The sequence below is a fragment of the Streptomyces sp. YJ-C3 genome (assembly GCF_053891275.1).
This window is the reverse complement of sequence record NZ_CM132685.1, coordinates 5380045-5407036: the sequence shown is the minus strand read 5'-3', so window position 1 is coordinate 5407036 and position 26992 is coordinate 5380045. Positions and strand designations below refer to the sequence as shown.

The window sequence follows — 26992 nt, the reverse complement described above, 5'->3', positions numbered from 1 at the left end:
CCGGGTGACCGCCACCGCACCTCCCGTCGCCCCGTCGGACGAGCCCGCCGCGCAGCCCGCTCGTCCCTCCTACCTGCGACGGCTCGTGCCCGTCGGCCTGGCGGTGCTCGCCGGCCTGCTGCTGTACGCAAGCTTCCCGCCGCGCGAACTGCCGTGGCTGGCGCCGCTCTCCTTCGCCCTCCTCGGGCTCGCCCTCCACGGGCGGCGGCTGAGGGCGGGTTTCGGACTCGGGCTCGTCTTCGGTCTCGCCTACCTGGTGCCGCTGCTGTCGTGGACCGGCGTCGACGTCGGACCGCTGCCCTGGCTCGCGCTCGCCGTCGCCGAGGCGCTGGTCCTGTCGCTCGCCGGTCTGGGTATCGCGTACGTGACACGGCTTCCGCTGTGGCCGCTCTGGGCGAGCGGGGTCTGGATCGCGGACGAGGCGCTGCGCGCCCGCTTCCCGTTCGGCGGCTTCCCGTGGGGGAAGGTCGCGTTCGGACAGCCCAGCGGTGTGTTCCTGCCGCTCGCCTCCCTGGGCGGCACCCCGCTGCTGGGCTTCGCCGTGGTGCTGTGCGGCTTCGGGCTGGCCGCCCTCGTCCTGCGCGTCCTCGACCTCCGACGCTCGGGTGACGCGGGCGTGCTGCGCGACCGTACCGTCGCCGTCGCGGCGGTGTGCACCGTCGCACCGGTGATCGCCGGAGCCGCGGTCATGCCGTTCGTGTCGAACGCGGCGCAGGCCGGCACCGCGCGCGTGGCGCTCATCCAGGGCAACGTGCCGCGGATGGGCCTCGACTTCAACGCCCAGCGGCGAGCCGTCCTCGACTACCACGTCCGCGAGACCATGAAGCTCGCCGCCCGGATCAAGTCGGGCGAGGTGAAGCGGCCCGAGCTCGTGCTGTGGCCGGAGAACTCCTCCGACATCGACCCGTACGTCAACCAGGACGCGTACGACGAGATCCAGCGGGCCGCCGAGGCGGTCGGCGCGCCGATCTCGGTGGGCGCCGTCGTCACCACGAGGGACGGCGCGACGCACAACCGGCTCATCCTGTGGGACCCGAAGAAGGGTCCCGGCGCCACCTACGACAAGCGGCATCTGCAGCCGTTCGGCGAGTACATGCCGTACCGCAGCTTCTTCCGGATCTTCAGCAAGGACGTCGATCGCGCCGGGGACTTCGTGCCCGGCAAGAAGGCCGTCGTCTTCGACATGGCGGGCACCAAGATCGGCAACGTGACCTGCTACGAGGCCGCGTTCGACGACGTCGTCCGCGACCAGGTCCGCGAAGGCGCGCAGATCCTGTCCGTGCCGAGCAACAACGCGACGTTCGAGCGCAGCCAGATGACCTACCAGCAGCTCGCGATGGACCGGGTGCGCGCCGTCGAGCACGGGCGGGCCGTGATGGTCCCGGTCACGAGCGGGGTCAGCGCCGTCATCCGGCCCGACGGATCCGTCGCCCAGCACACCGGCATGTTCGAGCCCGACACCCTGCTCGCCGACGTCCCCAAGCGGACCTCCCGGACCCTGGCCACGCGCGCGGGCGTCGCGCCCGAGGCACTCCTGGTCGCGATCGGCGTCGGCGGCCTCGCCTGGGCCCTTGTGCGGTCTCGCCGGGGACGGCGTACGGACGGCTGACGTGCTGGTTCGGCCGTACGGATAGGGTCGAGGGCATGGCGACTCCAGACTTCATCCGTGACATCCGGGCCACCGCCGGCCACCAACTGCTCTATCTGCCGGGCGTCAGCGCCGTCGTCTTCGACGACGAGGGGCGGGTGCTCCTGGGCCGCCGCAGCGACACGGGCCATTGGGCGGTGCCCGCGGGGATCGCCGAGCCGGGGGAGCAGCCCGCCGACGTCGCGACGCGCGAGGTGGAGGAGGAGACGGGCGTCGAGTGCGTGGCCGAACGCGTCGTCCTCGTGCAGGCGCTGAAGCCGATCACCTACCCCAATGGTGACCAGTGCCAGTTCATGGACATCACCTTCCGCTGCCGCGCCACCGGCGGCGAGGCGCGGGTCAACGACGACGAGTCCCTCGAGGTCGGATGGTTCGCGCTGGACGCGCTGCCGCAGCTCAGCGAGCACGCGGTGTTCCGCATCAAGCAGGCACAGTCCGAAGGACCGACATGGTTCGAGACCATGACCGAGCGCTGAAGTATGGGTGCCGACCACATCGGGCGGCGCTGATCGGCTGCCTAGGGTGCGGAGCATGACCCCGAGCACGCCACTCCCCGCACCCCATGCCGTGCCGCTCGACCTCGGCGGCCGCACCGCACTCGTCACCGGCGCCGCCAGTGGCATCGGCCGGGCCTGCGCGCTGCGGCTCGCCGCCGCGGGCGCCAAGGTGAGAGCGGTGGACCGGGACCGGGAGGGCCTCGGCGCACTGGCCGAACGGACCGACGGCATCGAGCCCTACGTCCTCGACCTGACCGACCTCGCCGCCGCCGAGGCCGCGGCGGCGGGCACCGACGTCCTCGTGAACAATGCGGGGCTCCAACTGGTGCGCCCCATCGAGGAGTTCCCGCCCGAGGTGTTCCACACCGTCCTGACGGTCATGCTGGAGGCCCCGTTCCGGCTGATCCGGGGAGCGCTGCCGCACATGTACGGCCAGGGCTGGGGGCGCATCGTCAATGTGTCGTCGGTGCACGGGCTGCGGGCCTCCGCCTTCAAGTCCGCGTACGTCGCCGCGAAACACGGCCTCGAAGGGCTCTCGAAGACGGCGGCGCTGGAGGGCGCCCCGCACGGCGTCACCTCGAACTGCGTCAACCCGGCCTACGTGCGCACGCCGCTCGTCGAGAAGCAGATCGCCGACCAGTCCGCCGCGCACGGGATCCCCGAGGAGCGGGTCGTGAGCGAGGTGCTGCTGCAGGACAGTGCGCTCAAGCGGCTCATCGAGCCGGACGAGGTCGCCGAGGCGGTGGCGTACCTGTGCACACCGCAGGCCTCGTTCATGACCGGTACGTCGCTGTCGCTCGACGGCGGCTGGACCGCGCACTGATCCGCACGCCAATGATCCCTTTTCGTCTGAAATGCAGGGAATATCGTCGCTCGGACGGGTGGCCGCACTTCCCGGAAATCCTGAGTTGTCCACAGGGCTGGCCGGGCCCGCCCCACGGCGGGTAATCCTGTTGAGCATGTCGCAGCACCCACCGCACTCAGCCGCCGCCTCCGCCCCGGTGACCACCGGGGACGCGCAGGCCCCGTTCCTGGAACTGCTCGCCAGGGGCGCCTCCGCCGACGCGTACGAACAGCCGGTGCTGGTCGCTCGCGCCGAGGGCGCGGCACCCGCGCGGATAGCGGCCCTCGAGGACGCCAAGCGGCTCGCGCTCGGGGTGCGGGAGGAGATGGAGGGCAGGCGGCGCCGTGAGGCCGAGCTGTCCGCCCTGTTCGAGACCGCGCACGACCTGGCCGGCCTGCGCGACCTCGACGCGGTGCTGCAGGCCATCGTCCAGCGGGCCAGATCGCTGCTCGGCACCGACGTGGCGTATCTGACGCTGAACGACCCGGCCCGCGGCGACACCTACATGCGGGTGACCGAGGGCTCCGTCGCGGCCCGCTTCCAGCAGTTGCGCCTCGGCATGGGGGAGGGGCTCGGCGGACTCGTCGCGCAGACCGCACGGCCGTACGTCACCGCGAACTACGGGCAGGACGTGCGCTTCCAGCACACCCGCACCATCGACGCGGGAGTCCACGACGAGGGCCTCGTGGCCATCCTCGGGGTGCCGCTGATGCTGGGGCCGCACGTGATCGGCGTGCTGTTCGCCGCGGACCGGCGCGCGCGGGTCTTCGAGCGGGAACAGATCGCGCTCCTCGGCTCGTTCGCGGCGCTCGCCGCGGCCGCCATCGACACCGCGAACCTCCTCACCGAGACCCGCGAGGCACTCGGCGAACTGGAGCGGGCCAACGAGATCATCCGGGACCGCAGCGGCGTCATCGAGCGCGCCTCCGACGTGCACGACCGCCTCGCCGAACTGGTGCTGCGCGGCGGCGGCGTGCACGACGTCGCGGCCGCGGTCTCCCAAGTGCTCGACGGGACCGTGGAGTTCACCGACGCGGACACCGCCCCGGGCGAGGCCGTCGAGGCGTCCCGCACCGAGGGGCACGCGGTGCGCCGCGGCGACGACTGGGTCGCGGCGGTCGCCGCCGGCGGTGAGCTCCTGGGCGCCCTGGTGCTGCGCGGCCACCCCGGCCTGGACCCGGTCGACCAGCGCACGCTGGAGCGCGCCGCCATGGTCACGTCGCTGCTGCTGCTCGCCCGGCGCTCCGCCTCCGAGGCCGAACAGCGCGTCCGTGGCGAGTTGCTGGACGACCTGCTCGACGCCCGCGACCGCGACCCGCGGCTGCTGCAGGAGCGGGCCGCGCGGCTGCACGCCGACCTGGGCGCCACGCACGTCGTGCTCGCGGCCCGCCTGGAGACGGCCGGCGCCGACGCCGAACAGGAGGCCGCCGCGCGCCGCCGCCTGTGGTCGGCGGCCAACCACCTGGCGGCGACCCGGCAGGGCCTGGCCGCGGCCCGCGACGGCGGCACCGTCCTGCTCCTGCCGCTGCGCTCCGGCGGCACGGCGTCCGGTGTCGCGGCGCACGTGGCCAAGCGGCTGTCCGCGGCGATCCACGAGACGGTCACGGTGGGCGCCTCCGCCCCCGTCCCGAACCTGGCCGCCCGCACCGACACCGCGGCCCTCGCGTACGCCGAGGCACAGCGCTGTCTCGACGCGCTGCGCCTGCTCGGCCGGGCCGGTGAGGGCGCGGCCGCCGAGGACTTCGGGTTCCTCGGCCTGTTGCTCGCCGACAGCCGGGACATCAGCGGGTTCGTCGGCCGCACCATAGGAGAGGTCGTCACGTACGACGAGCGCAGAGGCACCGACCTCGTGCGCACGCTCGACGCCTACTTCGGGTCCGGTTCGAGCCCGGCCCGCACGAAGGACGCACTGCACGTCCATGTGAACACCGTGGCCCAGCGCCTGGAGCGGATCGGCCGGCTGCTCGGTCCGGACTGGCAGTCACCGGCGCGCTCGCTGGAGATACAACTCGCCCTGAGGCTCCACCGGTTGTCCGGCCCGGACATACGCTGACCCCGTACGCGCGAGGCGTACGGGGTCGGTGTACCGGGACGGTCAGACGCTGTGGGCATCGGCGCGGCGGTCGGCCGGCGCCTCGCTCGTGGTGTCCTTCGTCTCGATGTCGGCGAGGTCGCGGTGGCGGGTCTCCTTCGCGACACCGACGGCGATCAGGGTCAGCAGCGCCGCGGCGATCACGTACAGGGAGATCGGCGTGGAGCTGTCGAAGTCCGCGAGCAGGGCCGTCGCGATGAGCGGCGCCGGCGCGCCCGCCGCCACGGAGGCGAACTGGGCGCCGATGGAGGCGCCGGAGTAGCGCATCCGCGTGGCGAACATCTCGGAGAAGAAGGCGGCCTGCGGGGCGTACATGGCGCCGTGCAGGACCAGGCCCACGGTCACGGCGAGGATCAGGTTCCCGAAGCTCGCGGTGTCGATGAGGGAGAAGAACGGGAACATCCACAGGCCGACGCCCGCCGCGCCCAGCAGATACACCGGGCGGCGCCCGATCCGGTCCGACAGGGCGCCCCAGGCCGGGATGGTGGCGAAGTGCACGGCGGAGGCGATGAGCACGGCGTTCAGTGCGGTCTGCTTGGAGACCCCGGCCGAGGTCGTGGCGTACACGAGGATGAAGGCGGTGATGACGTAGTAGCTGATGTTCTCGGCCATGCGGGCGCCGATCGCCACGAGGACGTCGCGCCAGTGGTGTCGCAGGACGGCGACGAGCGGCATCTTCTCGACCGTGTCGGCCGCCTCGGCCTTGCGGGCCTCGGCCTGGGCGAGCGCCTCCTTGAAGACCGGCGATTCGTCGACAGAGAGACGAATCCACAGACCGACCATGACGAGCACGCCGGAGAGGAGGAACGGTATGCGCCAGCCCCATGAGGTGAACTGCGCGTCCGAGATCAGGGCCGTGAGGGCCGAGAGCACACCGGTGGCGAGCAGCTGCCCCGCGGGTGCGCCGGTCTGCGGCCACGACGCCCAGAAGCCTCGGCGCTCGGCGTCCCCGTGTTCGGAGACCAGCAGCACCGCGCCGCCCCACTCGCCGCCGAGAGCGAAGCCCTGGACCAGGCGCAGCACGGTCAGCAGCACCGGGGCGGCCGCGCCGACCGTGGCGTAGGTGGGCAGCAGGCCGATCGCGAAGGTGGCGCCGCCCATCATGAGGAGGCTGAGCACTAGGAGCTTCTTGCGTCCGAGGCGGTCGCCGTAGTGCCCGAAGACGAGCGCGCCCAGCGGTCGGGCGGCGAACCCGACGGCGTAGGTCAGGAAGGAGAGCAGGGTGCCGACGAGCGGGTCGGACTCGGGGAAGAACAGCTTGTTGAACACCAGCGCGGCGGCGGAGCCGTACAGAAAGAAGTCGTACCACTCGATGGTGGTGCCGATGAGGCTCGCCGCGACAATGCGCTTGAGGTGTCCGGGCGTTGGCGGAGCGGTTGCTGCGGAGGCCATGTGCACCACTTCCAGGCGGGGAGGGGGACGTCTACGTGCTGGCACAAGGTAGGAACACGCAGGTCAGTGGCACATGTGGTGGGGCACCATACTTTGGCGCCCGGGTGTGGTTGCGCCGCGCTCCGCATCAGGACAGGGGCGTCCGCGGCCCGGGTGGTGCGCGCGAGCGGTGACGCGCGGAGTTCCGGAACGCCGCACGGCCGCAGGGTGCATCTACATGACTGTAGATTTTAGCCAACTTCTGACGTCCGGCTGACCGGAAATCGTCCGCCGGTCAGGCGTGCGCGGCGGCGTCGACATCTCGTGCCCTCTGGCGGTTCGCCAGGTTTTCATCTATGGGCCGGACAGGGGCGGCATCCGCCGGCGGCCCGTCAAGATCCGGACATAGTGCCTGGTGGCGAGGGTGTGCCGCAGGGCCGTCGCCGGGGCCCCGCAAGCGCTGCGCCGCGGGCTTTCCCCCGGGTTCCGGGCCGGACAAGGGGGCGTCTCGGTGCGGGATTTGAGGGGTGATCACGGTGATAGCATCCCGGCATCCGCGATCTTGATCCACTCGTCCCGCGCGCCTCCTTGCGACGTGACCCCTCTTTGTGCAGCGCCTGCCGGGCGCTGCCCCGGGCCGTGTCGCGGGCCCTGACGAACTGCATCTGTCGCTTCCTGCTGGCCATGCGCCGAGAAAGGTTTCCATGACACGAGATGCACTTGTGTGGTGCCTGGTTGCAATAGCGGCAATATCCGTCGCCGCCGTTGTGGCACTCACCGCCCGCAGCAGAGCCCTCGCGGCGAAGAAACAGCAGGCAGAAGCCGAGCTGCGCCAGCAGTTGAGCACTCTGAACAGTCAGCTTCACGTCTCTCGCGTCGAGTTGCAGAGAATCTGGGACGAGCGCGACGGAGCCATCCTGGAGGCGAAGGAAGCCGCCGAGGAGAACACCAAGGCGGTCCTCAAGGGCGCCGCCAGCTTCCTGCAGAGCCTGGCGGCCGAGCAGACCACGCTGCTGGACGGCATTCAGCGGCGGTACGGAGGCCACGCCGTCCTCAGCGACCTCCTGGACGTGAACCACGCCAACGCCCAGATGGCGCGCAAGGCCCAGGGCATCGCCGTGATGTGCGGCGCGCCCCTCGGCCGGCGCAACAGGCCGGCCAGCGTCTACGACGTGGTGCGCAGCGCCCAGGGCCAGATCCGCAACTTCAACCGGGTCGCCATCATGCAGCAGACCGGCCTCGCGCTGAAGGCGTCCGCGGTCGCGCCCGTCGCCCTCGCCGTGGCCGAACTCCTTGACAACGCTGCCAGCTTCTCCCAGCAGGACGCACCGATCGAGGTGACGTTCCAGCGGATCCAGAACAACCTGTGCATCGTCATCGACGACGCCGGCGTCAGCATGAGCGACGAGGACCGGCAGCGGGCGACCGCGCTGCTCTCCGGCGACGACGTCCCCCGCCTGTCGCAGCTCGGCAACCAGCCCAAGTTCGGTTTCCCCGTCATCGGTCTGATCGCCCGTCAGTACGGCTTCAAGGTGGACGTCACCGGAGTCTCCCGGTACGGCGGTGTCCGCGCCGTCGTCCTGCTGCCCGAGGAGCTGTGGACCATGGAGGAGACGCCGCCGCAGGCCGAGAACGCTCCGTCGCCGGCCAAGGAGGCGCCCGTCAGCCCCCTCCGCCAGCCCGAGGCGCGGACCGCCGCCCCGAAGCGCACGGTGCACGGGCTGCCGAAGCGGGGAGCGCGCCAGTCGCCGGTCGCGAGCGTGCCCGACGCCGTGGCCCCCCGGCCCGCCTCCCCGGCCGCCGAGGACGTGCCGCGCACCTCGGGCCGCAGCCTGGGTGCCTTCCAGCGGGGAACGATGTCGGGCCGCAACCTCGACACAGCGTCGGCCGAAGGGTCCGAAGACGAATGACCGCAGACCTGTCCTGGATGCTCGAGGACATCGTGCAGAACGTCCCCCGGGCACGGCACGCCGTCCTGCTGTCCGCCGACGGCCTTCCCCGCGGCTCCACGGAGGGGCTGGACCCGAAGGACGTGGGCACCATCTCCGCCGCCATGGCCGGCATGCAGTCCCTCAGCCGGGCCACCGCCCACTTCGCCGGTACGGCGAAGGACGGGCAGTGGAGCCAGACGGTCATCGAGTTCTCGCACGGCTGGATCTTCCTGATCGGGGCCGGTCAGGGCGCCTACCTCGCCGCGGCCGCCGAGCCCGACGTGGACATGCAGCAGATCTCCTTCCGTATGCACCGGCTGGTGGCCCGGCTGGGCAACAACCTCACGTCGGCGCCCAGGGTCCAGGCGGACGAGGCCGCGGCGGGAGGCACCGCCGAGGCGGCCCGCCACGAGGCCACGGGCGGATCCGGTTTCGTGCTGCCCGACCTGGACCGGGTGATCGCCGGCGTGCGAGGCGCCCGGCACGCCGTGCTCCTGGGCGGTGACGGACTGCCGCGCGGGGCGACCGCGGGGATGACCCGGGACCTGGCGGACACCATCTCCGCCGCGATGACCGGCATCCACGCCTACAGCAGGGTGACGGCACAGTTCGCGGGTGCCGTCGAGGACGCCTCGTGGCGGCAGACGGTCATCGAGTTCTCGCACGGCTGGATCTTCCTGATCGCCGCCGGCGACGGGGCTTTCCTGGCCGCGGCCGCCGAACACGACTGCGACATCGAGGAGTTCACCACCCGGCTGCACGAGGTGGTGCCCGAACTTGCCGCGCGGTCCCCGCGCGGAGGGGGAGCCGGCGATGTCTGAAGACCCGGATGAGGGGCTGGAGCTGACCTCCCCGTTAGTGCCGCTCTTCGTGATCACGAACGGGCGTGCCCTGCCCCCGGACCACCAGTACGAACACACCGCCCTGGTGACGGCCGCCCGCGACGCCGAGGCAGCCGTGCGCGCCCTGTCACCGGAAGCGCGCACGGTCGTCGACCTGGTCGCCGACGGATTCCTGTCCGTGGCCGAAGTGGCCGGGCACACCCACCTGCCGCTGGGCATCGTGCGCATCCTGCTGGCGCAGTTGGAGGAGAGCGGCCTGATCCTTGTCAGAAAACCCATCCCGCGCGCCGAACGGGTCGACAGGGAACTGGTCAGCGCCGTGCTCGACGGCCTGAAGAACCGATTCGGAGCGTGACTCTTGTACCTGGATCCAGACGTCTCCCATGCGGTGAAGATCCTCATAGTGGGGCACTTCGGGGTCGGGAAGACCACCTGCATCGGCAGTCTCTCCGAGATCGAGCCGCTGCGGACCGAGGAGGAGATCACCGAGGCCAGCGTCGGCTTCGACGACCTCTCCGGCACGCCGGACAAGACGACCACGACCGTGGCCATGGACTTCGGCCGCCTCAGCCTCAGTGACACCCTCGTTCTCTACCTGTTCGGCACGCCCGGCCAGGAGCGCTTCAAGGAGATGTGGGAAGAGCTGTCGCGCGGCGCGCTGGGCGCACTGGTCCTCGTCGACCCCGAGCGCCTGGACGAGTCGTTCCCCGTGCTGGACCTCGTGGAACGGTTCGGCCTGACGTACGCGATCGGTGTCAATCACTTCGACGGCACCGTCGACTACCCGCTCGACGAGATCCACGAGGCGCTGAACCTCTCGCCGGAGACCCCGGTCATCCGATGCGACGTACGCGACGAGCAGTCCGCGGCGCAGGCGCTCATCACCCTCGTGAAGCACCTCATGTCCCTGCTCGCCTAGGCCTGTCCGGCGGATCCGGTCGCGGGCGCGGGGTCCGGCACGCGCCGCATCCGCTGCGTCGTCCTCGGTCACCCTCGCTCCGCGACGCCTCGGTCGTCCGCCGTGCAGCCGCGCTCGGCATCCGAAGAACTCGGAAGAGCCGAGGCGGAGAGAGCGAAGCGAACGCGGCGCGCCAGACCCCGCTCACCAGCACCGACAAGTGACCGCCACCCACACGCGGCCTGATCCGCCGGACAGGCCCTAGGAGCCCAGGAATGCACCAGCCGTCACAGACCTCGCACATACCGCCGGGCTGCCCCGCCCACGAGAACCTCGCCCTCTACGGTCCCTCGTTCGGCGCCGACCCCGACGGTCACTACGCGCACCTGCGTGCCGCCGGCCCCAGCGCGCCCGTGGACATCGCCCCCGACGTCCAGGTCGAGCTGGTCACCAGCTACGACGCGGCCCTGCACATCCTGCACAACCCCGCGTCCTTCGTGCGCGACTCCCGGCGCTGGAACGCGCTGAACGAGGGGCGCGTCCCGGCCGACAGCCCGGCCCTGCCGATGATGGGCTACCGCCCGAACGCGCTCTTCAGCGACGGCGCGGCCCACGCCCGGCTGCGCCAGGTCGTGACCGACAGCCTCGCCACGGTCGACGAACGCCAGCTCGTCCGCCTGACGCAGCAGTCCGCCGACTACCTGATCAGCAGCTTCAGTTCCGAGCCCGGCGGCCAGGCGGACCTGATGTCGGCCTACGCCCAGCCGCTGCCGCTGCTGATCTTCAGCCATCTGTTCGGCTGCCCGCCCGAGATCGGCGACCGCGTGATCGCCGGGATCAGCGGGATCTTCGAGGGCACACCCGGCGCCGACGAGGTCCTGGGTGCCGCGCTCGCCGAGCTGATCGCCCTCAAGCACCGCCGTCCGGGCCCGGACCTGACGACCCGTCTGATGCAGCACCCGGCCGGGCTGAGCGACGAGGAGGTGCTGCACCAGCTCGTGACCCTGCTGTCCGGCGGAACGGCACCCCTCGCGGCCACCATCGGCACGAGCAGCGCGCTGTACCTGGACGAGCAGTGGCAGGCCGGCCTGCCGGTGGAGGGCGCCGTCTCCCAGACTCTGTGGAACTACGCGCCGATCGCCAACTACGCGGCTCACTACCCGACTCACGACGTCGAACTGGGCGGCCGGGTCATCCGGGCCAACGATCCGGTGCTGATCTCCTTCGCCGCGGCCAACACCGACCCCAAGCTGAGCGTCCACCGTGAGCAGCTCAGCGCGAAGGCGCACCTGGGCTTCGGAGCGGGGCCGCACGGCTGCCCCGCCAAGGACCCGGCGTTCATGATCGCGGTCACTGCCGTCGAGTCTCTGCTCAAGCGTCTCCCGGACGTCGAGCTGAGCCGGCCGTTCGCGGCCCTCGCGTGGGTGCCCTCGCCGTGGAGCCGCTCGTTGGTGACGCTCCCCGTCCGTTTCACTTCGCGAACGATTCCCTTTGCCGCAACCGACTTCAGTCAGCCGCAGACAGGTTCCGCTTCTCAGCCGGCGGCCGTTCCCGCGGACGCCCTGCTGGCGAGAAATGCCCAGGTCGAGGCCGGTTCCGCTGCTTCGAGGCAGCGCAAAGGGGGCCTGTTCAGCCGATTCCTGGCATGGACGAGAGGCGAGTGATCTAAGTAACTCTGTGAGGACAGTGGGTTATTGGATGCTTCAACGATCTTGTGGGTATCCATGGCGGCTGATGCTCAGAAAGGAGCCGTCGCCATGGGAGCTGTCTCCACCCAGCCCTACGACCGTCGTGCCGCCGTATCCCTGTTCTCTCGACTGCGAACCGCCAAGGGGCAGGCCGACCCCTTCCCCGTCTACGCCGAACTCGCAGCAAGGGGCGAGGTCAGTCCCGCCCCTTGGGGCGGCTCCCTCGTCACCGGCTTCGACACCTGTGACCAGGTCCTGCGAAGTCGCGAGTGGCTCGAACCCGACGCGCGCTGGCGAGAACGGCAGGGGGCGGGCACGCGCTGGAACGCGCCTTCCTCACGGGAGATGGGCAACACCCTGCCCGCGCTCAACCCCCCGGACCACACGCGGGTACGCCGGGCCGCCGGCGGCTTCGACCGCACCACCATCCAGGACCTCGGCCGGACGGTCGAGCAGGTGACCGACCGGCTGCTCGACGGGTTGGTCGAGCAACTACGGGAGGGCGAAGCCGACTTCGCCGCCCTGGTCAGCGAGGAACTGCCCGTCGCGACCGTCGGGCACTGGCTCGGACTGCCCGCCGCGGACTGGCCGCGCCTGCGCACCCTGACCCACGAGCAGGTCTTCACCCAGGAATTACTGCCCTCCGCCACCCAGCTGGCCAGATCGGACGCCGCCACCGCCGAACTGCGCTCCTACTTCGTCGATCTGGTCCGCAACCGGCGCGCCCGCCCTGGCGACGACCCCGTCTCCCGATGGATACAGGCCTGGGACGCCATCGAGCCGGACCGTGCCGAGGCCGACGAGCAGGTCTATCTGCTGGCCCTGTTCGTCGTGCTGGCGGCTCTGGAGACCACCTCGACCCTGTTGACAACGATGGCACTCCGGCTCGTCGAGCACCGGGAGCGGTGGAACCTCATCACCACCTGCCCCGATCTCGTGCCCGCATTCGTCGAGGAGTCGCTGCGCCACGACCCGCCCACCCATGTGATCAGCCGGGTCGCCTCCCGGGACACGATCCTGGGCGGGGTCGAGATCCGGCGGGACGAGATGGTGCACCTCATGGTGGCGGCGGCGCACCGCGATCCGGCCAGGCACAGCGACCCCGACCGCTTCGACCCCCTGCGCAAACCCGCCCACCTGGCCTTCAGCGGAGGCATCCACTACTGCCTCGGCGCCCCGCTGGCCCGGCTGGAGGCCCAGACACTTCTCCGCCGCCTGACCCAGCGCCTTCCCCGTCTCACCCTGGTCCGCCCGCCGGCCTGGGCGCCCCGCGTGGCGTTCCGGCACCCCATGAACTTGGACGTTACCTTCGCATGACTGAGCAGGATCGTTTCCTCACCGTGCCGTCCCGCAAGGCGATACTCGTCGAGCAGGACGGCCCGGTGCTCCACCTCCGCCTCAACCCCACGGGGCAGGACGACACATTGAGCGTCGCCGTCCTCGACGACCTCATCGCGGTACTGGACGATCTCCACGAACGGCCCGACATCCGCATCCTCGTGCTGTCCTCGATGGGCGAGGACTTCTGCCTGGGGGCCGACCGCACCGAGTTCCAGGCGGCCATGGAGCAGGACCCGACCGGCGCCGCCCTGCGCCGCATCGTGGACAAGGCCCACCGCCTGTGCCAGGCGATCGAGAACACCCACGTCATCACCATCGCCCAACTCCACGGCAGGGTCATCGGAGCCGGCCTCGCGCTGGCCTCGTACTGCGATCTGCGCGCCGGCGCGGACACCTGCCGGTTCCGCATGCCGGAGGTGGGCGTCGGCCTGCCCCCGGCCTGGGGCGGCGCCATGGGCCGACTGATCTCCGAGGCCGGAGCCGCCAGGATCCGCGAACTCATGCTCACCTGCGACACCTTCGACGCCACCACCGCGCACCGGATCTCGCTCCTGCACAAGGTGACCCCTCCCGACGAACTGGAGCGCGCCGTCGCCGCGTGGACCAGACCGCTCGGCAGACGCTCGCCCGAAGCCCTGGTCATGACCAAGCGCATGCTGGCCGGGTACTCCCGGGCCGATCGCACCGCCGACATCACGCTGCTCGACTCCCACCTTCTCGCCGCACAGGTGGTCCGCGCCCGCTGACCCCGATTCCCCATCCGACGCACCGCCGCGCAGCACCCCGGGTCGTACCGGGGTGCTGCGCGGCGGCGTGAGGCGGACCGGTCCGCCTCATGCCGGGTGAGCGGTCAGGCGGCGGGCAGCCCGGGGCCGGTGCAGTGCAGGTCCGGCGTCGCGGGGAGCGTCCCGTCGTCGAGGTAGGCGGCCACCGCACGGTCCACGCAGGCATTGCCGCGACTGGCGAACACGCCGTGGGAGTAGTCGGCGTCGAGCGTGATCAACCGCGAGCCGGGAAGGGTGCGGGCCAGCGCGCGGGCGCCGGCGAGGGGCGTGACCGGATCGTGCGCGGAGTTGACCAGCAGGACCGGCGGTGCGTCCGGGGAGCCGAGCGCCGTCCGGTGGGCGGGGCGGTGGTGCCAGTACGCGCAGGCCGACGCCTCCACACCGGTCAGGACGGGCTGAGAGTCCAGGGTGCGGAGCGCGCGCAGGCCGGCGAGGACCTCCCGGGGTGCGGGGCCGGGCCCGTCCGCGCACTTGACGATGCGGTTGGCGGCCTCGTAGTTGCGGGAGTCGGGGCCGTCGAAGGGTGCTGCCGGGCGCAGGCTGTCGACGCCGCCCCCTTCCAAATAGGCGTGCAGCGCTTCGGCGAGGGGTGCCCAGCGTTCCGTGCGGCCCAGGGCGCGGTACACGGCGCGGTCGAACTCTGCGGGCCCGAAGCCGCTCACCGGATCGGCCTCGACGCCCCGGCGCACCCGTAGGTACGAGGCGCGGACGGCCCGGGCGTCGGTGCCGAGCGCGAAGCGGTCCGCGTGGGCGGCTGCCCAGGCGAAGAAGGTGTCGCGCTGGGTGAGCAGAGCGCGGCTCTGCCGCAGGTCGAAGGCATACCAGTCCTCGGGGCCGACCACACTGTCGAGCACCATGTGCCGTACCCGCTGCGGGAACAGCGCCGTGTACGCGGCACCGAGGTAACTCCCGTAGGAGACACCGAGAAAGCTCAGGCGGCGTTCCCCGAGCGCCGCGCGTATCGCATCCATGTCGCGCGCCGTCTGCTCGGTCGAGAAGTACGGCAGGGCGTCGGACGCGTCGGCCGCGCAGTCGTCGGCGAGCGTCCGCAGGCTGCCCAGATGGCGTTGTTCGGCCGCCGTGCCGCGGGGGACCGGATCGTCCCCCGGGCTGTCGAACAGTCCGCCCATCCGTCCGCACGAGACAGGCGAGCTGAGCCCGACGCCGCGCGGATCGAAGCCGATGACGTCGTGCGAACGGCGCACCGACTCGGGCAGTTTGGCCCGCTTCGTGACCGCATAGGAGAGTCCGGAGCCGCCCGGACCGCCCGGATTGACCAGAAGAATCCCACGGCGCTCCGCCGGTGTGCCGGTGGCCGGGACGCGGGAGACGGCGACGGAGAGGCGGGGGCCGTCGGGGCGGTGCCGGTCGAGCGGGACGTCGAGAGTGGCGCACTCGACGCGGGCCGGGGCAGCGGGGGCCGGCACGGAGTCCGGGCAGGCGCCGAACTCCAGGGCGGCGGCGGGCTCGGCCTGGGCCGCGGACGGCGCGGGCCCCAGGAGCGCCGCGGCCAGGAGCGGCAGGACGGACAGTGATCGGGTTGTGCGGCGGGCGAGGGGCGTCACGGCGTTCAGGGCTCGCATTCGGTGGTCGGGAGGCGGCGTACGCGGGCGGCCGACGGCTGTGCGGTCGGGGCGGCCCGGTGCGACGTGGGCCTGACGATGAACCGTCAGATGACAATGAAAACGATTGTCGATAACGTGTCTCCGGTCAAGTCGGCGACCCCCGCCACCGGGGGTGCGCCGTGCTGCCGTGCCGCCGCGCGTGTGACGTCAACCGCGCGCCATGAAAGGGGAGTTGTGGGACATCTGCTGGTGGTCGAGAGCTGGGTCGGGTCGATGAGCAGGCTGCTGCCCAAGGCGCTGCGCGAAGGGGGACACGAGTTCACGTTCCTCACACGCGACCTGAGTCACTACCTGAGGGCGGCGCCCGAGGGCGTCCGGCATCCCCTGCTCGGGGCCCGCAACGTGATCACGGCCGATACGAACGACATCGACACGCTGCTGCCGGTCGTCGAGCGGCTGCATGCGGCCCTCGCCTTCGACGGCGTGATCAGCTCGTGCGACTACTACCTGCCGACCGTGGCCGCCGTCGCGGCGCGGCTCGGTCTGCCCGGGCCGGGCGCCGACGCGGTCGCGCACGCCTGCCGCAAGGACCTCACCCGGCGGATCCTCGAGGACGCCGGACTGCCCGGGCCGCGGTTCGCGGTCGTGGAGTCCGACGACGAACCCGGCGCGGCGGAGGTCCGGGCGGCTCGCGGCCTGGGATTCCCGCTCGTGGTCAAGCCGGTCGACCTGTGCGCCGGCATGTACGTACGACGCGTGGACGACGAGGCCGAACTCGTCGCGGCGTGCCGGGCGTTGGCCGACTTCCCCGTCAACGCGCGCGGGCAGCACCGCCCGCGCCTCGTCCTCCTGGAGGAGTTGCTCGACGGGCCCGAGGTCAGCGTCGAGACCGTGTCGTCGCGCGGGCGCATCAGCGTCGTCGGGGTGACCGACAAAAGTGTCGCCGGGGCGCCCGCGTTCATCGAGACAGGTCACATGTTCCCCGCGCCGCTCACCCCCACCGAGCGAACGGCCGTCCAGGAGACGACAGTTGCCGCGCTCAAGGCGCTGGAACTCACGGACGGCGTCGTCGCGCACACCGAGATCAAGCTGACCTCCGTGGGGCCCCGCGTCGTCGAGGTCAACCCGCGCCCCGCCGGGAACCGCATCACGGAACTCGTCCGGCACGTCACCGGCGTCGACCTCGCCGCGGCCGCCGTGGACGTGGCGCTCGGCCGCGAACCCGACCTCGCCGTACGTGACACCGGACTGCGCAGCGCCGCCATCGGCTTCCTCGTGCCCGAGGCCGACGGCACGCTCACCGCCGTCGGTGACGACAACCAACTCCTGCAGGAGGATGACGTGTTGGAAGTGCTGCTCCCCGAACCCGGGCGCGCGGTCAGCGCAGCGGGCAGCAACAACGAGTACCTCGGACACGTCATGGCCGGCGATCCGACAGGCCCCGGGGCGCGCGAGCGGGTCGAAGCACTGCTGGCAGACGTACGGGACCGGATGGTGATCCGGTGACCACCACGACACGGACGGCACCGGCCACGTACGACCAACTCGTCGACGAGGTGCGCGCGGGCGCCTGGGGGCCCGATCCGGCCACCCTGCGCATCTCGGTCGCCTTCGGCACGCGTCAGGCGGTCCGGCACGAGGGCCGGGGCGCCGGCTATCGCAACGAGGTGCTCAGCCTGCGCCTCGCCGAGGCCGTCGGGTCCTGTGCCGTCGAGCCCGGCGCCCTGCCCGACGCGGCGATCGACGACTGTGTGGGCGCCGACGTGGCCACCTTGCTCGCGCATCCGCTGGCGCCGGTGCGGGTCGCGGCGCTCGACGCGTACCTGATGCACCTGCGACCCCACACCGCGGCCCATGGCGCGCGGACGGTGGCGCTCGCGCCCGGCACGTCCCTGGAGAAGTCGCGGGCGCGGGCCGCGGCCGTCGTCGACCTGCTCGACCAGGGAAGGCTCTCGCCGGGCGCGACCGTGCTGGTCGTCGGCGTCGTCAACTCCCTTCTGGAGGAGCTGCGTTCCCGAGGGCTGCGCTGCATCCCCTGTGACCTCAAGGGAGGTACGACCGAATGGGGTGAGCCGATCGTCACCGACGCGGCCGCCGCGCTCGATCACAGCGACGCCGTGATGGCCTCCGGAATGACCCTCGGCAACGGCTCCTTCGACGCCCTGCGCGAGCACGCGGTGCGCGAGGAGAAGCAGCTGGTGATGTTCGCGCAGACCGGAAGCGCCGTGCTGCCGCGCTTCCTCGGGAACGGGGTGAGCGCCGTGTGCGCGGAGCCGTACCCGTTCTTCTGGCTCGACGGCGGGCCCGGCGTCCTCCACCGCTACCGCGCCGCGGCTCCCGAGGGGGTGCGGCGACGATGACGACGGCCGTCCGACCCGGGGCCGTCGCACGGCCCGAACTGCTCGGTCTGCTGGGCCGGACCCCGCTCGCGCGGATCACCGCGGACCTGCCCGGGCCGCACCCCGGATTCTGGGCGAAGCTGGAAGGGCTCGCCGCCGGCGGCATGAAGGCCCGCGCCGCCGTCTCCATGCTGCGAGGCGCCCGGCGCCGCGGCGAGCTGCTGCCCGGAGCGCCCGTCGTCGAGTCGACGTCCGGCACGCTCGGCATTGGCCTCGCCTTCGCGGGGCAGGCGCTCGGGCACCCCGTCGTCCTCGTCGGCGACGCCGAACTGGAGCCCTCCGTAAGGCAGTTGCTGCGCGCGCACGGCGTACGTCTCGAGCTGGTGCGACGGCCCGCGGCGCAGGGCGGCTGGCAGGCGGCCCGCCTCGCCCGGCTGCGCGACCTGCTCTCCGAGCTGCCCGGCGCCTACTGGCCCGACCAGTACAACAACCCCGACAACATCGCCGGATACGCCTCGCTCGCGACCGAACTCACCGAGCGCCTCGACACGTTGGACATCCTGGTGTGCAGCGTCGGCACCGGCGGACACAGCGCCGGGATCGCCGGACCGCTGCGCGAGCGCTTCCCCGCGATGCGACTCATCGGCGTCGACGCCACCGGCTCCACGATCTTCGGCCAGCCCGCCAGGACCCGCCTCATGCGCGGCCTGGGCAGCAGCATCCACCCGCGCAACGTGGCCTACGGCCTGTTCGACGAGGTCCACTGGATCGGCCCCGCCGAAGCCGTGGACAGCTGCCGCCGGCTCGCCCGGTCCAGCTTCGTCACCGGCGGCTGGAGCACCGGCGCCGTCGCGCGCGTCGCGGCATGGGCCGCGCGCACCCACCCCGGCGCCTGCGTCGCCACGGTGTTCCCCGACGGGCCGCACCGTTATCTCGGCAGCGTCTACGACGACGACTTCACGGCACGTCACGGCCTGCGGCCCACCGCCGCCGCGGCCGATCCCGCGGAGATTGCGCACCCCCGCGCCGCCGAGGCCACCGGCTGGACCCGCTGCCGCACGGTGACCGACCCCCTCCGTCCCGACCTCCCCGCCCCGAAAGAGAACCCGTGAAGGCAACCCACCGCACCGCCCGCCTCCACCTGGCCGAGCCCCTGCGGATCTCCCGTTCCACCACCACCGCGCGCGACGCCGCGTGGCTCACCCTCGAACACGACGGGCAAAGAGGCCACGGCGAGGCCGTCAGCAGCGTCTACTACGGCCTCGACATCGACACGCTCCACCGCCACCTCGACCGGGTCGCGCGTGAGGAACTGATCCGTTTCACCAGTCCCGAGAATGCTCTGGAGGCCCTGAAAGAGGGCGAGTTGACGAGGCAGGCGATCCCGCCCGCCGTGACCGCCGCCGTCGAGTCCGCCCTCCTGGACCTCGTCGGCAAGCGGACCGAAAGCCCCGTGCACCGGCTGGTGGGCCTGCCCGCGCCCCGCGTCGCCACCGCCCGCACCCTCGGCATCACGTCACCGCTGCACGCCGCCCGGGAGGCCCGTCGCCTCGCCGCGAACGGGTTCCGGCTCATCAAGCTGAAGGTCGGCAGCGCCGACCCCGAGGACGACATCGAACGCGTCCGAGTCGTCCGGGACGCCGCGCCGCACGCCAGGATCCTCCTCGACCCGAACGGCGCCTGGACCCTGCGCCGAGCCCCCGAACTCCTCGCCCGATACGCCGATCTGGGCGTGGAGGCCGTCGAGCAGCCGGTCGCCCCCGGAGACCCCGACTCGTTCGGCGCGCTCGCCGAGCGGTCCCCGCTGCCGCTGATCGCCGACGAGGACGCCGTCGACCTCGCCGACGCACGCCGCCTCGCCGGACGCGTCCACGGCATCAACGTGAAGCTCGCCAAGTGCGGCGGGGTCCACGCGGCCCTGCGCATCGCCGAACTCACCGACGGCAGCGGCACCGACCTGATGCTCGGCTGCCTCGCCGCCAGCACCCTCGGCCTCGCCCCCGCCGTCCACCTCGCCGCCCGCGCCCGCTGGGCCGACCTCGACGGCCACCTGCTCCTCGCCCACGACCCGTGGACCGGAATCGGCGGAACGGACGGCACCGTGCGGACAACCGGACTGCCCGGCCTGGGAGTCGAGGAGCGACGCGACGTCACGACGGACGGAGGGCGCCATGAAGACGTGGCATGAGATGCGCCGCTTCCCCCTCGCGATCCGCCTCCTCCTCGTCAACCAGCTCGGCGTCAACACCGGCTTCTACCTCCTCATCCCCTACCTGGCCACGCACTTGAGCGAGGACCTCGGACTGTCGGCGGCGGTCGTCGGCATCGTCCTCGGTGTGCGCAACCTCAGCCAGCAGGGCCTGTTCCTCATCGGCGGTTCCGCCGCCGACCGGCTGGGCGCACGCGGCGTCATCATCGCCGGATGCGCACTGCGCACCGTTGGCTTCGCCCTGTTCGCGCTCGGCGACGGACTGCCCGTGCTGCTCGCCGCGTCCGTGCTGAGCGGACTCGCCGGCGCCCTCTTCAACCCGGCGGTGCGGGCGTATCTCGCGCAGGAAGCGGGGGAGCGGAAGGCAGAGGCGTTCGCCCTGTTCAACGTGTTCGCGACGACCGGCGCCCTGGTCGGGCCGCTCCTCGGCAGCGCCCTGCTGCTGGTCGACTTCCGCGCCTCCGCGCTGACCGCCGCCGGGATCTTCGCGGTGCTCACGGCCGCCCAGGCCCTCGTGCTGCCCGCGCGCTCCGTCGCACCGGCCGAGGGCGGCCTCCTCGCCGACTGGCGCGAAGTCGTCGGCAACCGGGCCTTCTTGGCGTTCGCGCTCGCCATGGTCGGCATGTTCACCCTGGAGAACCAGCTGTACCTGCTGCTGCCCGAAGGCGCCCGCCAGGCCACCGGCTGGGACGGCGCAGCCGGGATCGTCTTCCTCGTCGGCACCGTCGCGAACCTCACCCTCCAGATGCGCGTCACCGCGGCGCTCACCTCCCGTGGCGACCGGGCGCGCTGGATCGCCGTGGGGCTGGGCGTCATGGCGCTCGCGTTCGCGCCCCCGATGGCCGCCGCGGGCCGTGGGGCCGGGGCGGCGGCGGCCGCCGCGGTGCTCGCCGGAGCACTGCTGCTGTACGTCGGCGTCATGATCGCGCAGCCGTTCGTCATGGAGCTGATCCCCGGGTTCGGCCGCCCCGAGCTCACCGGCACGTACTTCGGGATCTTCTACGTGGTCTCCGGCATCGCCGCGGCCGTCGGCAACACCGTCGTCGGCCGGGCCATGGACGTCGGCTCCCGCGGCACCGCCTGGCTGCCCTGGGCCTGCTGCCTCCTGTTCGGCCTCGTCTCCGCGGCGGGCGTGGCCTGGCTGCACCGCCTGGGCGCCCTGCCCGGCCGCGAACGCGCGCTGGCGGCCGCGCTGTGAACCACGACCCCCGCCCCATGGACACGACACCGCACCCCCCGCTCCACAGCAACCTGCTGACCGACAACCCGGCCCTCTACGAAGCGCGCTTCCCCGACCCCGAGCGGCGCGCCGGGCGGTGGGCCGAGGACTGTCTGCGACGGTACGACGCCGGAACCAGGGTCCTCGACCTCGGCTGCGGCACCGGTCGCGACGCCGCGTACCTGAGCCGCGCGGGACGCGCCGTCGTCGGGGCCGACCTCTCCGAGCCGATGCTCGCCCACGCCCGCGCCCACCACCCCGGGCCCGAGTACGTCCACGCCGACCTGCGCCGGTTCGACCTGGGGGAGCGGGAGTTCGACGCCGTCGTCTGCCTGGACAGCGCCCTGCTGTACTGCCACACGAACGCGCAGCTCGACACGTTCCTGGACTCCTGTCGCCGGGCCCTGACGCCCGGCGGGCTGCTCCTCGCCGAGATGCGCAACGGCGCCTACTTCCTCGGCCGGACCGACCTCCTCGACACACCGACCGTCGACACCGTCGCCTGGCACGGCGTCACCTACCGCTCCACCACCACGCTCCACCTCGACCGCGACGCCCAACTCCTGCGCCGCACCCGAATATGGACGGCCGACGACGACACCCCGGACCTGCGACAGCGCTCCGCCTGGCGGCTGCTGTTCCCTCAGGAGATCCGACGCGCCCTGACCGCGCACGGATTCGAGGTCCTCGCGCTCTACGACACTCCCGGTCCGCGCACCGAACCCCCGTGGCAGCAAGGTCAGTTGCCCGCCGATCCCGCTCGCGCCGACGGCGACCGGCTGCATCTCGTCGCCCGCCTCGTCTGACGCACCTCCCGCCCACACCACAAGGACGTACTACGCCATGCACGACACCACCCCCTTCCCCGGCCTGCGCCGACGCGGCTTCCTCGCCGCCGCGTCCGGGGCCGCCGCCCTGGCCCTGACCGGCTGTTCGGGCACCGCCACCGGAACCGACGGCGCCGGCACGGGCGGCTCCACGCCCCGGCGCGGCGGACGGCTGCGCGCCGCCTTCGCGGGCGGCGGCGCCGGCGAGACACTCGATCCGCACCTGGCGAACCTGTTCGCCGACGTCGCCCGGGCCAAGGCCCTCTACGACAAACTCGCCGACTACGGCGCGGACCTGGCCGCGCGGCCACGGCTCGCCGAGAAGTGGCAGGCCAATCGGACCCTCGACCGCTGGCAGGTCACCCTGCGCAAGGCGACGTTCCACGACGGCCGCCCGGTCACCGCCCGCGACGTGCTCTACAGCTACCGGCGCATAGCCGACCCCGCCGGGGCGTTCCGCGCCAAGGCGTCGCTGGAACCCATCGACCTGAAGGCCAGCCGGGCGACGGGCGAGCGCACGATCACCTTCGTGCTGAAGAGGCCGACAGCCGAATTCCCCAACGTGCTGGCCGCGTTCGGCGCGTACATCGTGCCCGACGGCGCCTCCGACTTCGACCGCAAGCCCGTCGGCTCCGGCCCCTTCCGCCTCGTGTCGTTCGCGCCGGGACGCACCGCCGTGTACCGCCGCAACGACGCCTACTGGGACGGCGCCCCGCACCTCGGCGAGCTCGAACTCGTCGTCGCCAACGAGGAGTCGGCGCGCACCAACGCCCTGCTCGGCGGGCAGGTCGAGTACGCGCACGAACTGGACCCCGCCACCGCCCGGGCCCACGAGAACCAGGGCCGCATCGAGATCGTGCGCCTGCGCGGCAGCGCCATGCAGGCGTTCGCGATGAAGACCGACCGCCCGCCGTTCGACGACAGAAGGGTCCGCGAGGCGTTCTTCCTCATCGCCGACCGGCGGGAACTCGTCGACGGCGCGCTCTCCGGCGCCGGCCAGATCGGCAACGACCTGTTCGGCAAGGGCTACGAGTACTACGCCGACGGCCTGCCGCAGCGCACACAGGACCTCGACCGGGCCCGCTCGCTCCTCAGAAAGGCCGGCGCCGACAAACTCCGGGTCACCCTCGACACGTCCGACGTCGCCGCCGGATTCACCGAGGCGGCCGGCATCTTCCGCGACCAGGCGGCCGAGGCGGGCGTCACGATCACCGTGCGGACCGGCAGCAAGGACTCCTACTGGAGCGACATCCTCGACTCCGGCACCCTGTGCTCCTACCGCTCCGGCGCCCTGCCCATCGAGTCCCACATCTCGCAGCGCCTGCTCACCGACTCCACCACCAACGCCACCAAGTGGCAGCACCGGGATTTCGACGCGCTCTACCAGCAGGCCCAGTCGACGCGCGACAAGGATGCACGGGCCGAGGTGTACCGGCGCATGCAGCGCCGCCTGTACGCCGAGGGCGGCTTCCTCGTCTGGGGGTTCGCCGACTGGATCATCGGCACCGCCCGCAACGTCCGGGGCGTCGAGCGCGCGGCACCCGCCAACACCCTCGACTGGGCGCGCTTCGACAAGGTGTGGCTCGCGTGAGCGGACCGCGCTCCTGGCTCGCCCGCCGGCTGCTCCTCGGCGCCGCCCAGACCGTGGCCGTCGTGCTGCTGGTCTTCGTCCTGACCGAGGCGCTGCCGGGCGACGCCGCCGTGGCGCTCGCCGGGGACCAGCCCGACCCCCGCCGGATCGCCGCCATCCGCGACGCCATGGAACTCGACCGGCCCGCCCACGAACGCCTCGCCGCATGGGCGTGGGACCTGCTGCACGGCGACTTCGGCACCTCGCTCACCTCGGGCCGCCCGGTCCTCTCGTACCTCGTCGGCGGATTCGGCCCCACCCTGCTGCTGGCCGCCGTGACACTCGTCCTGCTGGTCCCGCTCGGCGTAGGCCTCGGCGTGTTCGCCGCGCGGCACGCCGGACGGCTCGCGGACCGGATCGTCAGTACGGTCACCCTCGGCGTGTACGCGGTGCCCGAGTTCGCACTCGGCGTGCTCCTCGTCACCGTGTTCGCGCTGCGCCTGGGCTGGCTGCCGCCGACCGCCGTCGGCTACGGCACGGACCTGCTCGCCCACCCGGCGGCCCTCGTCCTGCCGGTCCTCGTCCTGCTGTCCCGGCCGGTGTGCTCCCTGGCCAGGATCGTGCGCGCCGGGATGATCGACGCGCTCGCCGCGCCCTACTCGGCGCAGGCCCGCCGCTACGGCGTCCCCGGCGCGCGGGTCCGCTACACCCACGCCCTGCCGACGGCGTTCGCCCCGGCGGCGCAGCAACTCGCCCGCACCGCCGACTGGTTGCTGTGCGGTGTCATCGTCGTGGAGGCCCTGTACGTGATCCCCGGACTCGGCACCGTCCTCATGACCGCCGTCGCCGAACGTGACGTGCCCGTGGTGCAGGGCCTCGCCGTCGTCTTCGGCGTCCTCACCGTGCTGCTCAACCTCGGCGCGGACCTGGTCGCGCGCCGGCTCGCGCCGCGGGCGGGGGCGGCGGCATGAGACGTTTCCTGCCCGGGGCGGCCCTCGTCGGCGTCCCGCTCGCCCTCGCCCTGCTGGGGCCGCTGTTCACCGGCGAGCCGGGGCCGCGCGGAGTGTCGTACACCTCTGGCGCCGGGCACCCGCTCGGCACCGACTTCATGGGGCGCGACGTGGTGGCGCAGGTGCTGCACGGCGGCCGGACCGTCGTCGTCGTGGCCCTGGCCGCCACGGTTCTCGCCTACGCGGTGGCGCTGCCGCTCGGCCTCGCCGCGGCGCTGACGGACCACCGCCGCATCGAGGACCTGCTGATGCGGCCCCTGGACGTCCTGCTCGCCGTGCCGTCCCTGCTGCTGATCCTGCTCGTCGCCGCGGTGTTCTCGCCCGGCGCGTCCGGACTCGCGCTGCTCATCGCCCTGGTCAACATCCCGGACGCGGCCCGGATCGTCCGTGCCGCCGCGGCCGGTCCCGCGGCCGCGCCGTCCGTGGAGGCGTTGCGCATGCAGGGGGAGACCTGGTGGCGCACGGCCGTCGGCCACGTCGGCCGGACCTGCCTGCGCACCCTCGCGGCCGACGCGGGCATCCGCCTCACCGGAGCCCTGTACCTCGTGGCGACGGCCGCGTTCCTCGGCGTGGGCGTCACGCCCGACGCGGCGGACTGGGCGGTCATGGTCGACCGCAACCGCCCGGGCCTGTCCGTCCAGCCCTGGGCGGTGATCGTCCCGGCGGTACTGATCGTGGCCCTGACGACCGGGACCAACCTGCTGTTCGACGCGGCGCTGGAGGGCGGACGCCCGGCCCGCCGCCGCCCACCGAAAGGACTCCGCCGGTGACCCCGGACACCGCCCTCGCCACCACGCTCCCCGCCGACCACGTCGCCGAGATCCGGGGGCTGCGCGTCCGGATCGGCGGCACCGCGCTCGTCGACGGCATCGACCTGGCCGTCCGCCCGGGCGAGACGGTCGCCCTCGTCGGCACCTCCGGCAGCGGCAAGACCACCACCGGGCTCGCGCTGCTCGGCGAGTTCCCGGACGGGGCCGAGGTCTCAGGGGACGTGTGCGTCGCCGGAGACGGGCCCGTGGGATACGTGCCGCAGGATCCGGCCGCCGTCCTCAACCCGGCCCGCAGCGCCGACGCCCTGCTGCGCGACATCGCCCGCGCCCAGGTGCGCCACCTGCCGTTCCGGGCGCGCCGGGCCGAGACGTCGCGGCGGATACGGCAGGCCGCCGAGGCCGCTCAACTGCCGGAGCCGGCACGTCTGTTGAGGCGATACCCCCATCAGCTCTCCGGCGGGCAGCAACAGCGCGTCGTGCTGGCCCAGGCGCTGCTGCTCGGGGCCCGCGTCGTCGTCGCGGACGAACCGACCACGGGGCTCGACCCGGTGACCAAGAGCCGCGTCGTCGAGCGCCTCGCCGCCCTCGCCGCGCAGGGCGTGGCCGTCGTCCTGCTCAGTCACGACCTCGACGTCGTACGCGGTCTCGCCGACCACGTGCTGGTCCTGCGCGGCGGCCGCGTCGTCGAGTCCGGGCCGCCCGAACGGCTGTGGACCGCGCCCCGCCACCCATGGACCCGCGAACTCCTCGCGCCGCCACCGGAGCGGACCCGACAGGCCCGCCCGGGGCACGCGCCCGTGCTGCGCGTGCGGGACCTCGTCGCCCGGCACCGCGACGGCTCCCGCCCGGCCGTCGACGTCCTGCGGCTGCCCGCGCTCGACGTGCGCGGCGGCGAGTGCCTCGCCGTGCTCGGCCGCTCCGGCAGCGGCAAGACCACCCTCGCCCGCTGCCTCGCCGGACTCCACCGCGACCACGACGGTCAGCTCCTCCTCGACGGCGCCGCCCTGCCGCGCAGCGTGCGCCGCCGTGACCGGGCCCAGCTCGCCTCCGTGCAGTACGTGTTCCAGGACGCCCGCGGATCGTTCGACGCGTTCCGCGACGTCCTCGACCAGGTGGCCCGCACCGCCGTCACCCTGCGCGACGCCACCCCCGCCGCCGCCCGCGAGGAAGCCCTCGGCGTCCTCGCGGGGCTCGGGCTCGAAGCCGGTCTCGTGCGGCGCCGGCCCGGACAGCTCTCGGGCGGCGAGCTCCAGCGCGCCGCCCTGGCCCGCGCGCTGCTGGCCCGGCCCCGCGTCCTGGTCTGCGACGAGGTGACCTCGGGCCTGGACTCCGTCACCCGGCGCGGCCTCCTCGACGTGCTGGCGGGACTGCTGCGCGAAAGGGACGACCTGTCGCTCGTCCTCATCACGCACGACCTCGACACCGCGGCCCTCGCCGACCGGGTCGTCGTCCTGGAGAAGGGCGCACTCGTCGACCAGGGTCCGGCCCCGGCTGTCCTGGAGGCCGGTCCCTTCCGGGACAGGAACGGTCACGCCACGTGAGGAGC

Annotated in this window: 23 protein-coding genes; 21 read left to right on the top strand and 2 right to left on the bottom strand. The window is 72.6% G+C overall.

The window, feature by feature from the left end; genetic code table 11:
- The first annotated feature begins 4 nt into the window (after positions 1 to 4).
- The 4 genes from lnt to ACVHNB_RS24145 all read left to right on the top strand — a co-directional run bounded on the left by lnt (position 5) and on the right by ACVHNB_RS24145 (position 5042).
- Positions 5 to 1609, top strand: a complete 1605-nt coding sequence (lnt, locus tag ACVHNB_RS24160; protein WP_428956589.1) for an apolipoprotein N-acyltransferase — start codon at positions 5 to 7, stop codon at positions 1607 to 1609.
- Positions 1610 to 1644: 35 nt separating this feature from the next.
- Positions 1645 to 2124 (top strand): NUDIX hydrolase, encoded by a 480-nt coding sequence (locus ACVHNB_RS24155; protein ID WP_428956590.1) that lies wholly within the window; start codon positions 1645 to 1647, stop codon positions 2122 to 2124.
- A 55-nt stretch (positions 2125 to 2179) separates the two neighbouring features.
- Complete coding sequence (locus ACVHNB_RS24150; RefSeq protein WP_456225856.1) at positions 2180 to 2968, top strand: 3-hydroxybutyrate dehydrogenase; 789 nt, start codon at positions 2180 to 2182, stop codon at positions 2966 to 2968.
- 136 nt (positions 2969 to 3104) lie between these two features.
- On the top strand, positions 3105 to 5042 hold the full coding sequence (locus ACVHNB_RS24145) for a helix-turn-helix domain-containing protein (protein WP_456225855.1): 1938 nt from the start codon (positions 3105 to 3107) through the stop codon (positions 5040 to 5042).
- Positions 5043 to 5084: 42 nt separating this feature from the next.
- On the opposite strand, the gene ACVHNB_RS24140 is transcribed toward ACVHNB_RS24145, so the two are convergent.
- Positions 5085 to 6473, bottom strand: a complete 1389-nt coding sequence (locus tag ACVHNB_RS24140; RefSeq protein ID WP_428956593.1) for an MFS transporter — start codon at positions 6471 to 6473, stop codon at positions 5085 to 5087.
- A gap of 746 nt (positions 6474 to 7219) precedes the next feature.
- Here ACVHNB_RS24140 and ACVHNB_RS24135 point away from each other — a divergent pair.
- The 7 genes from ACVHNB_RS24135 (at position 7220) to ACVHNB_RS24105 (ending at position 13898) form a co-directional block, all read left to right on the top strand.
- The gene (locus ACVHNB_RS24135) at positions 7220 to 8362 is read left to right on the top strand and encodes an ATP-binding protein (RefSeq protein WP_428956594.1); all 1143 of its coding nucleotides are present in this window, start codon (positions 7220 to 7222) and stop codon (positions 8360 to 8362) included.
- Positions 8359 to 9204, top strand: a complete 846-nt coding sequence (locus tag ACVHNB_RS24130; RefSeq protein ID WP_428956595.1) for a roadblock/LC7 domain-containing protein — start codon at positions 8359 to 8361, stop codon at positions 9202 to 9204. The genes ACVHNB_RS24135 and ACVHNB_RS24130 overlap by 4 nt, the downstream gene beginning before the upstream one ends.
- Positions 9197 to 9580 carry a DUF742 domain-containing protein gene (locus ACVHNB_RS24125; RefSeq protein ID WP_428956596.1) on the top strand — a complete coding sequence of 128 codons (384 nt, stop codon included), beginning with the start codon at positions 9197 to 9199 and terminating at the stop codon, positions 9578 to 9580. The genes ACVHNB_RS24130 and ACVHNB_RS24125 overlap by 8 nt, the downstream gene beginning before the upstream one ends.
- Before the next feature lie 3 nt (positions 9581 to 9583).
- Positions 9584 to 10144, top strand: a complete 561-nt coding sequence (locus tag ACVHNB_RS24120; RefSeq protein WP_428956597.1) for a GTP-binding protein — start codon at positions 9584 to 9586, stop codon at positions 10142 to 10144.
- Between the two features lie 254 nt (positions 10145 to 10398).
- Positions 10399 to 11787 carry a cytochrome P450 family protein gene (locus ACVHNB_RS24115; RefSeq protein ID WP_428956598.1) on the top strand — a complete coding sequence of 463 codons (1389 nt, stop codon included), beginning with the start codon at positions 10399 to 10401 and terminating at the stop codon, positions 11785 to 11787.
- 93 nt (positions 11788 to 11880) lie between these two features.
- Positions 11881 to 13128, top strand: coding sequence for a cytochrome P450 (locus ACVHNB_RS24110; protein WP_456225854.1), 1248 nt, complete (start codon positions 11881 to 11883; stop codon positions 13126 to 13128).
- Positions 13125 to 13898 carry an enoyl-CoA hydratase/isomerase family protein gene (locus ACVHNB_RS24105; protein ID WP_428956600.1) on the top strand — a complete coding sequence of 258 codons (774 nt, stop codon included), beginning with the start codon at positions 13125 to 13127 and terminating at the stop codon, positions 13896 to 13898. The genes ACVHNB_RS24110 and ACVHNB_RS24105 overlap by 4 nt, the downstream gene beginning before the upstream one ends.
- A gap of 104 nt (positions 13899 to 14002) precedes the next feature.
- Here ACVHNB_RS24105 and ACVHNB_RS24100 read toward each other — a convergent pair whose 3' ends face one another.
- Positions 14003 to 15520 (bottom strand): alpha/beta fold hydrolase, encoded by a 1518-nt coding sequence (locus tag ACVHNB_RS24100; RefSeq protein WP_456225853.1) that lies wholly within the window; start codon positions 15518 to 15520, stop codon positions 14003 to 14005.
- Positions 15521 to 15736: 216 nt separating this feature from the next.
- On the opposite strand from ACVHNB_RS24100, the gene ACVHNB_RS24095 reads away from it, so the two are divergent.
- The 10 genes from ACVHNB_RS24095 to ACVHNB_RS24050 are packed head-to-tail and all read left to right on the top strand — an operon-like array spanning position 15737 to position 26987.
- Positions 15737 to 17008, top strand: a complete 1272-nt coding sequence (locus ACVHNB_RS24095; protein WP_456225852.1) for an ATP-grasp domain-containing protein — start codon at positions 15737 to 15739, stop codon at positions 17006 to 17008.
- Complete coding sequence (locus ACVHNB_RS24090; protein WP_456225851.1) at positions 17005 to 17862, top strand: Rossmann-like domain-containing protein; 858 nt, start codon at positions 17005 to 17007, stop codon at positions 17860 to 17862. The genes ACVHNB_RS24095 and ACVHNB_RS24090 overlap by 4 nt, the downstream gene beginning before the upstream one ends.
- Positions 17859 to 18953, top strand: coding sequence for a PLP-dependent cysteine synthase family protein (locus ACVHNB_RS24085; protein ID WP_428956604.1), 1095 nt, complete (start codon positions 17859 to 17861; stop codon positions 18951 to 18953). Before ACVHNB_RS24090 ends, ACVHNB_RS24085 begins: the two co-directional genes overlap by 4 nt.
- Complete coding sequence (locus ACVHNB_RS24080; protein WP_428956605.1) at positions 18950 to 20029, top strand: dipeptide epimerase; 1080 nt, start codon at positions 18950 to 18952, stop codon at positions 20027 to 20029. Before ACVHNB_RS24085 ends, ACVHNB_RS24080 begins: the two co-directional genes overlap by 4 nt.
- On the top strand, positions 20013 to 21248 hold the full coding sequence (locus tag ACVHNB_RS24075) for an MFS transporter (protein WP_428956606.1): 1236 nt from the start codon (positions 20013 to 20015) through the stop codon (positions 21246 to 21248). The genes ACVHNB_RS24080 and ACVHNB_RS24075 overlap by 17 nt, the downstream gene beginning before the upstream one ends.
- Before the next feature lie 17 nt (positions 21249 to 21265).
- Positions 21266 to 22075: a class I SAM-dependent methyltransferase gene (locus ACVHNB_RS24070; RefSeq protein ID WP_456225850.1), complete on the top strand. Its 810-nt coding sequence runs from the start codon at positions 21266 to 21268 to the stop codon at positions 22073 to 22075.
- Positions 22076 to 22112: 37 nt separating this feature from the next.
- Positions 22113 to 23687 (top strand): ABC transporter substrate-binding protein, encoded by a 1575-nt coding sequence (locus tag ACVHNB_RS24065; RefSeq protein ID WP_456225849.1) that lies wholly within the window; start codon positions 22113 to 22115, stop codon positions 23685 to 23687.
- Positions 23684 to 24637 (top strand): ABC transporter permease, encoded by a 954-nt coding sequence (locus tag ACVHNB_RS24060; protein ID WP_428956609.1) that lies wholly within the window; start codon positions 23684 to 23686, stop codon positions 24635 to 24637. The genes ACVHNB_RS24065 and ACVHNB_RS24060 overlap by 4 nt, the downstream gene beginning before the upstream one ends.
- Positions 24634 to 25446 carry an ABC transporter permease subunit gene (locus ACVHNB_RS24055; RefSeq protein ID WP_456225848.1) on the top strand — a complete coding sequence of 271 codons (813 nt, stop codon included), beginning with the start codon at positions 24634 to 24636 and terminating at the stop codon, positions 25444 to 25446. Before ACVHNB_RS24060 ends, ACVHNB_RS24055 begins: the two co-directional genes overlap by 4 nt.
- A complete protein-coding gene (locus ACVHNB_RS24050) occupies positions 25443 to 26987 on the top strand; it encodes an ABC transporter ATP-binding protein (RefSeq protein ID WP_456225847.1) in 1545 nt (514 codons plus the stop codon). Before ACVHNB_RS24055 ends, ACVHNB_RS24050 begins: the two co-directional genes overlap by 4 nt.
- The last annotated feature ends 5 nt before the right edge of the window (positions 26988 to 26992 follow it).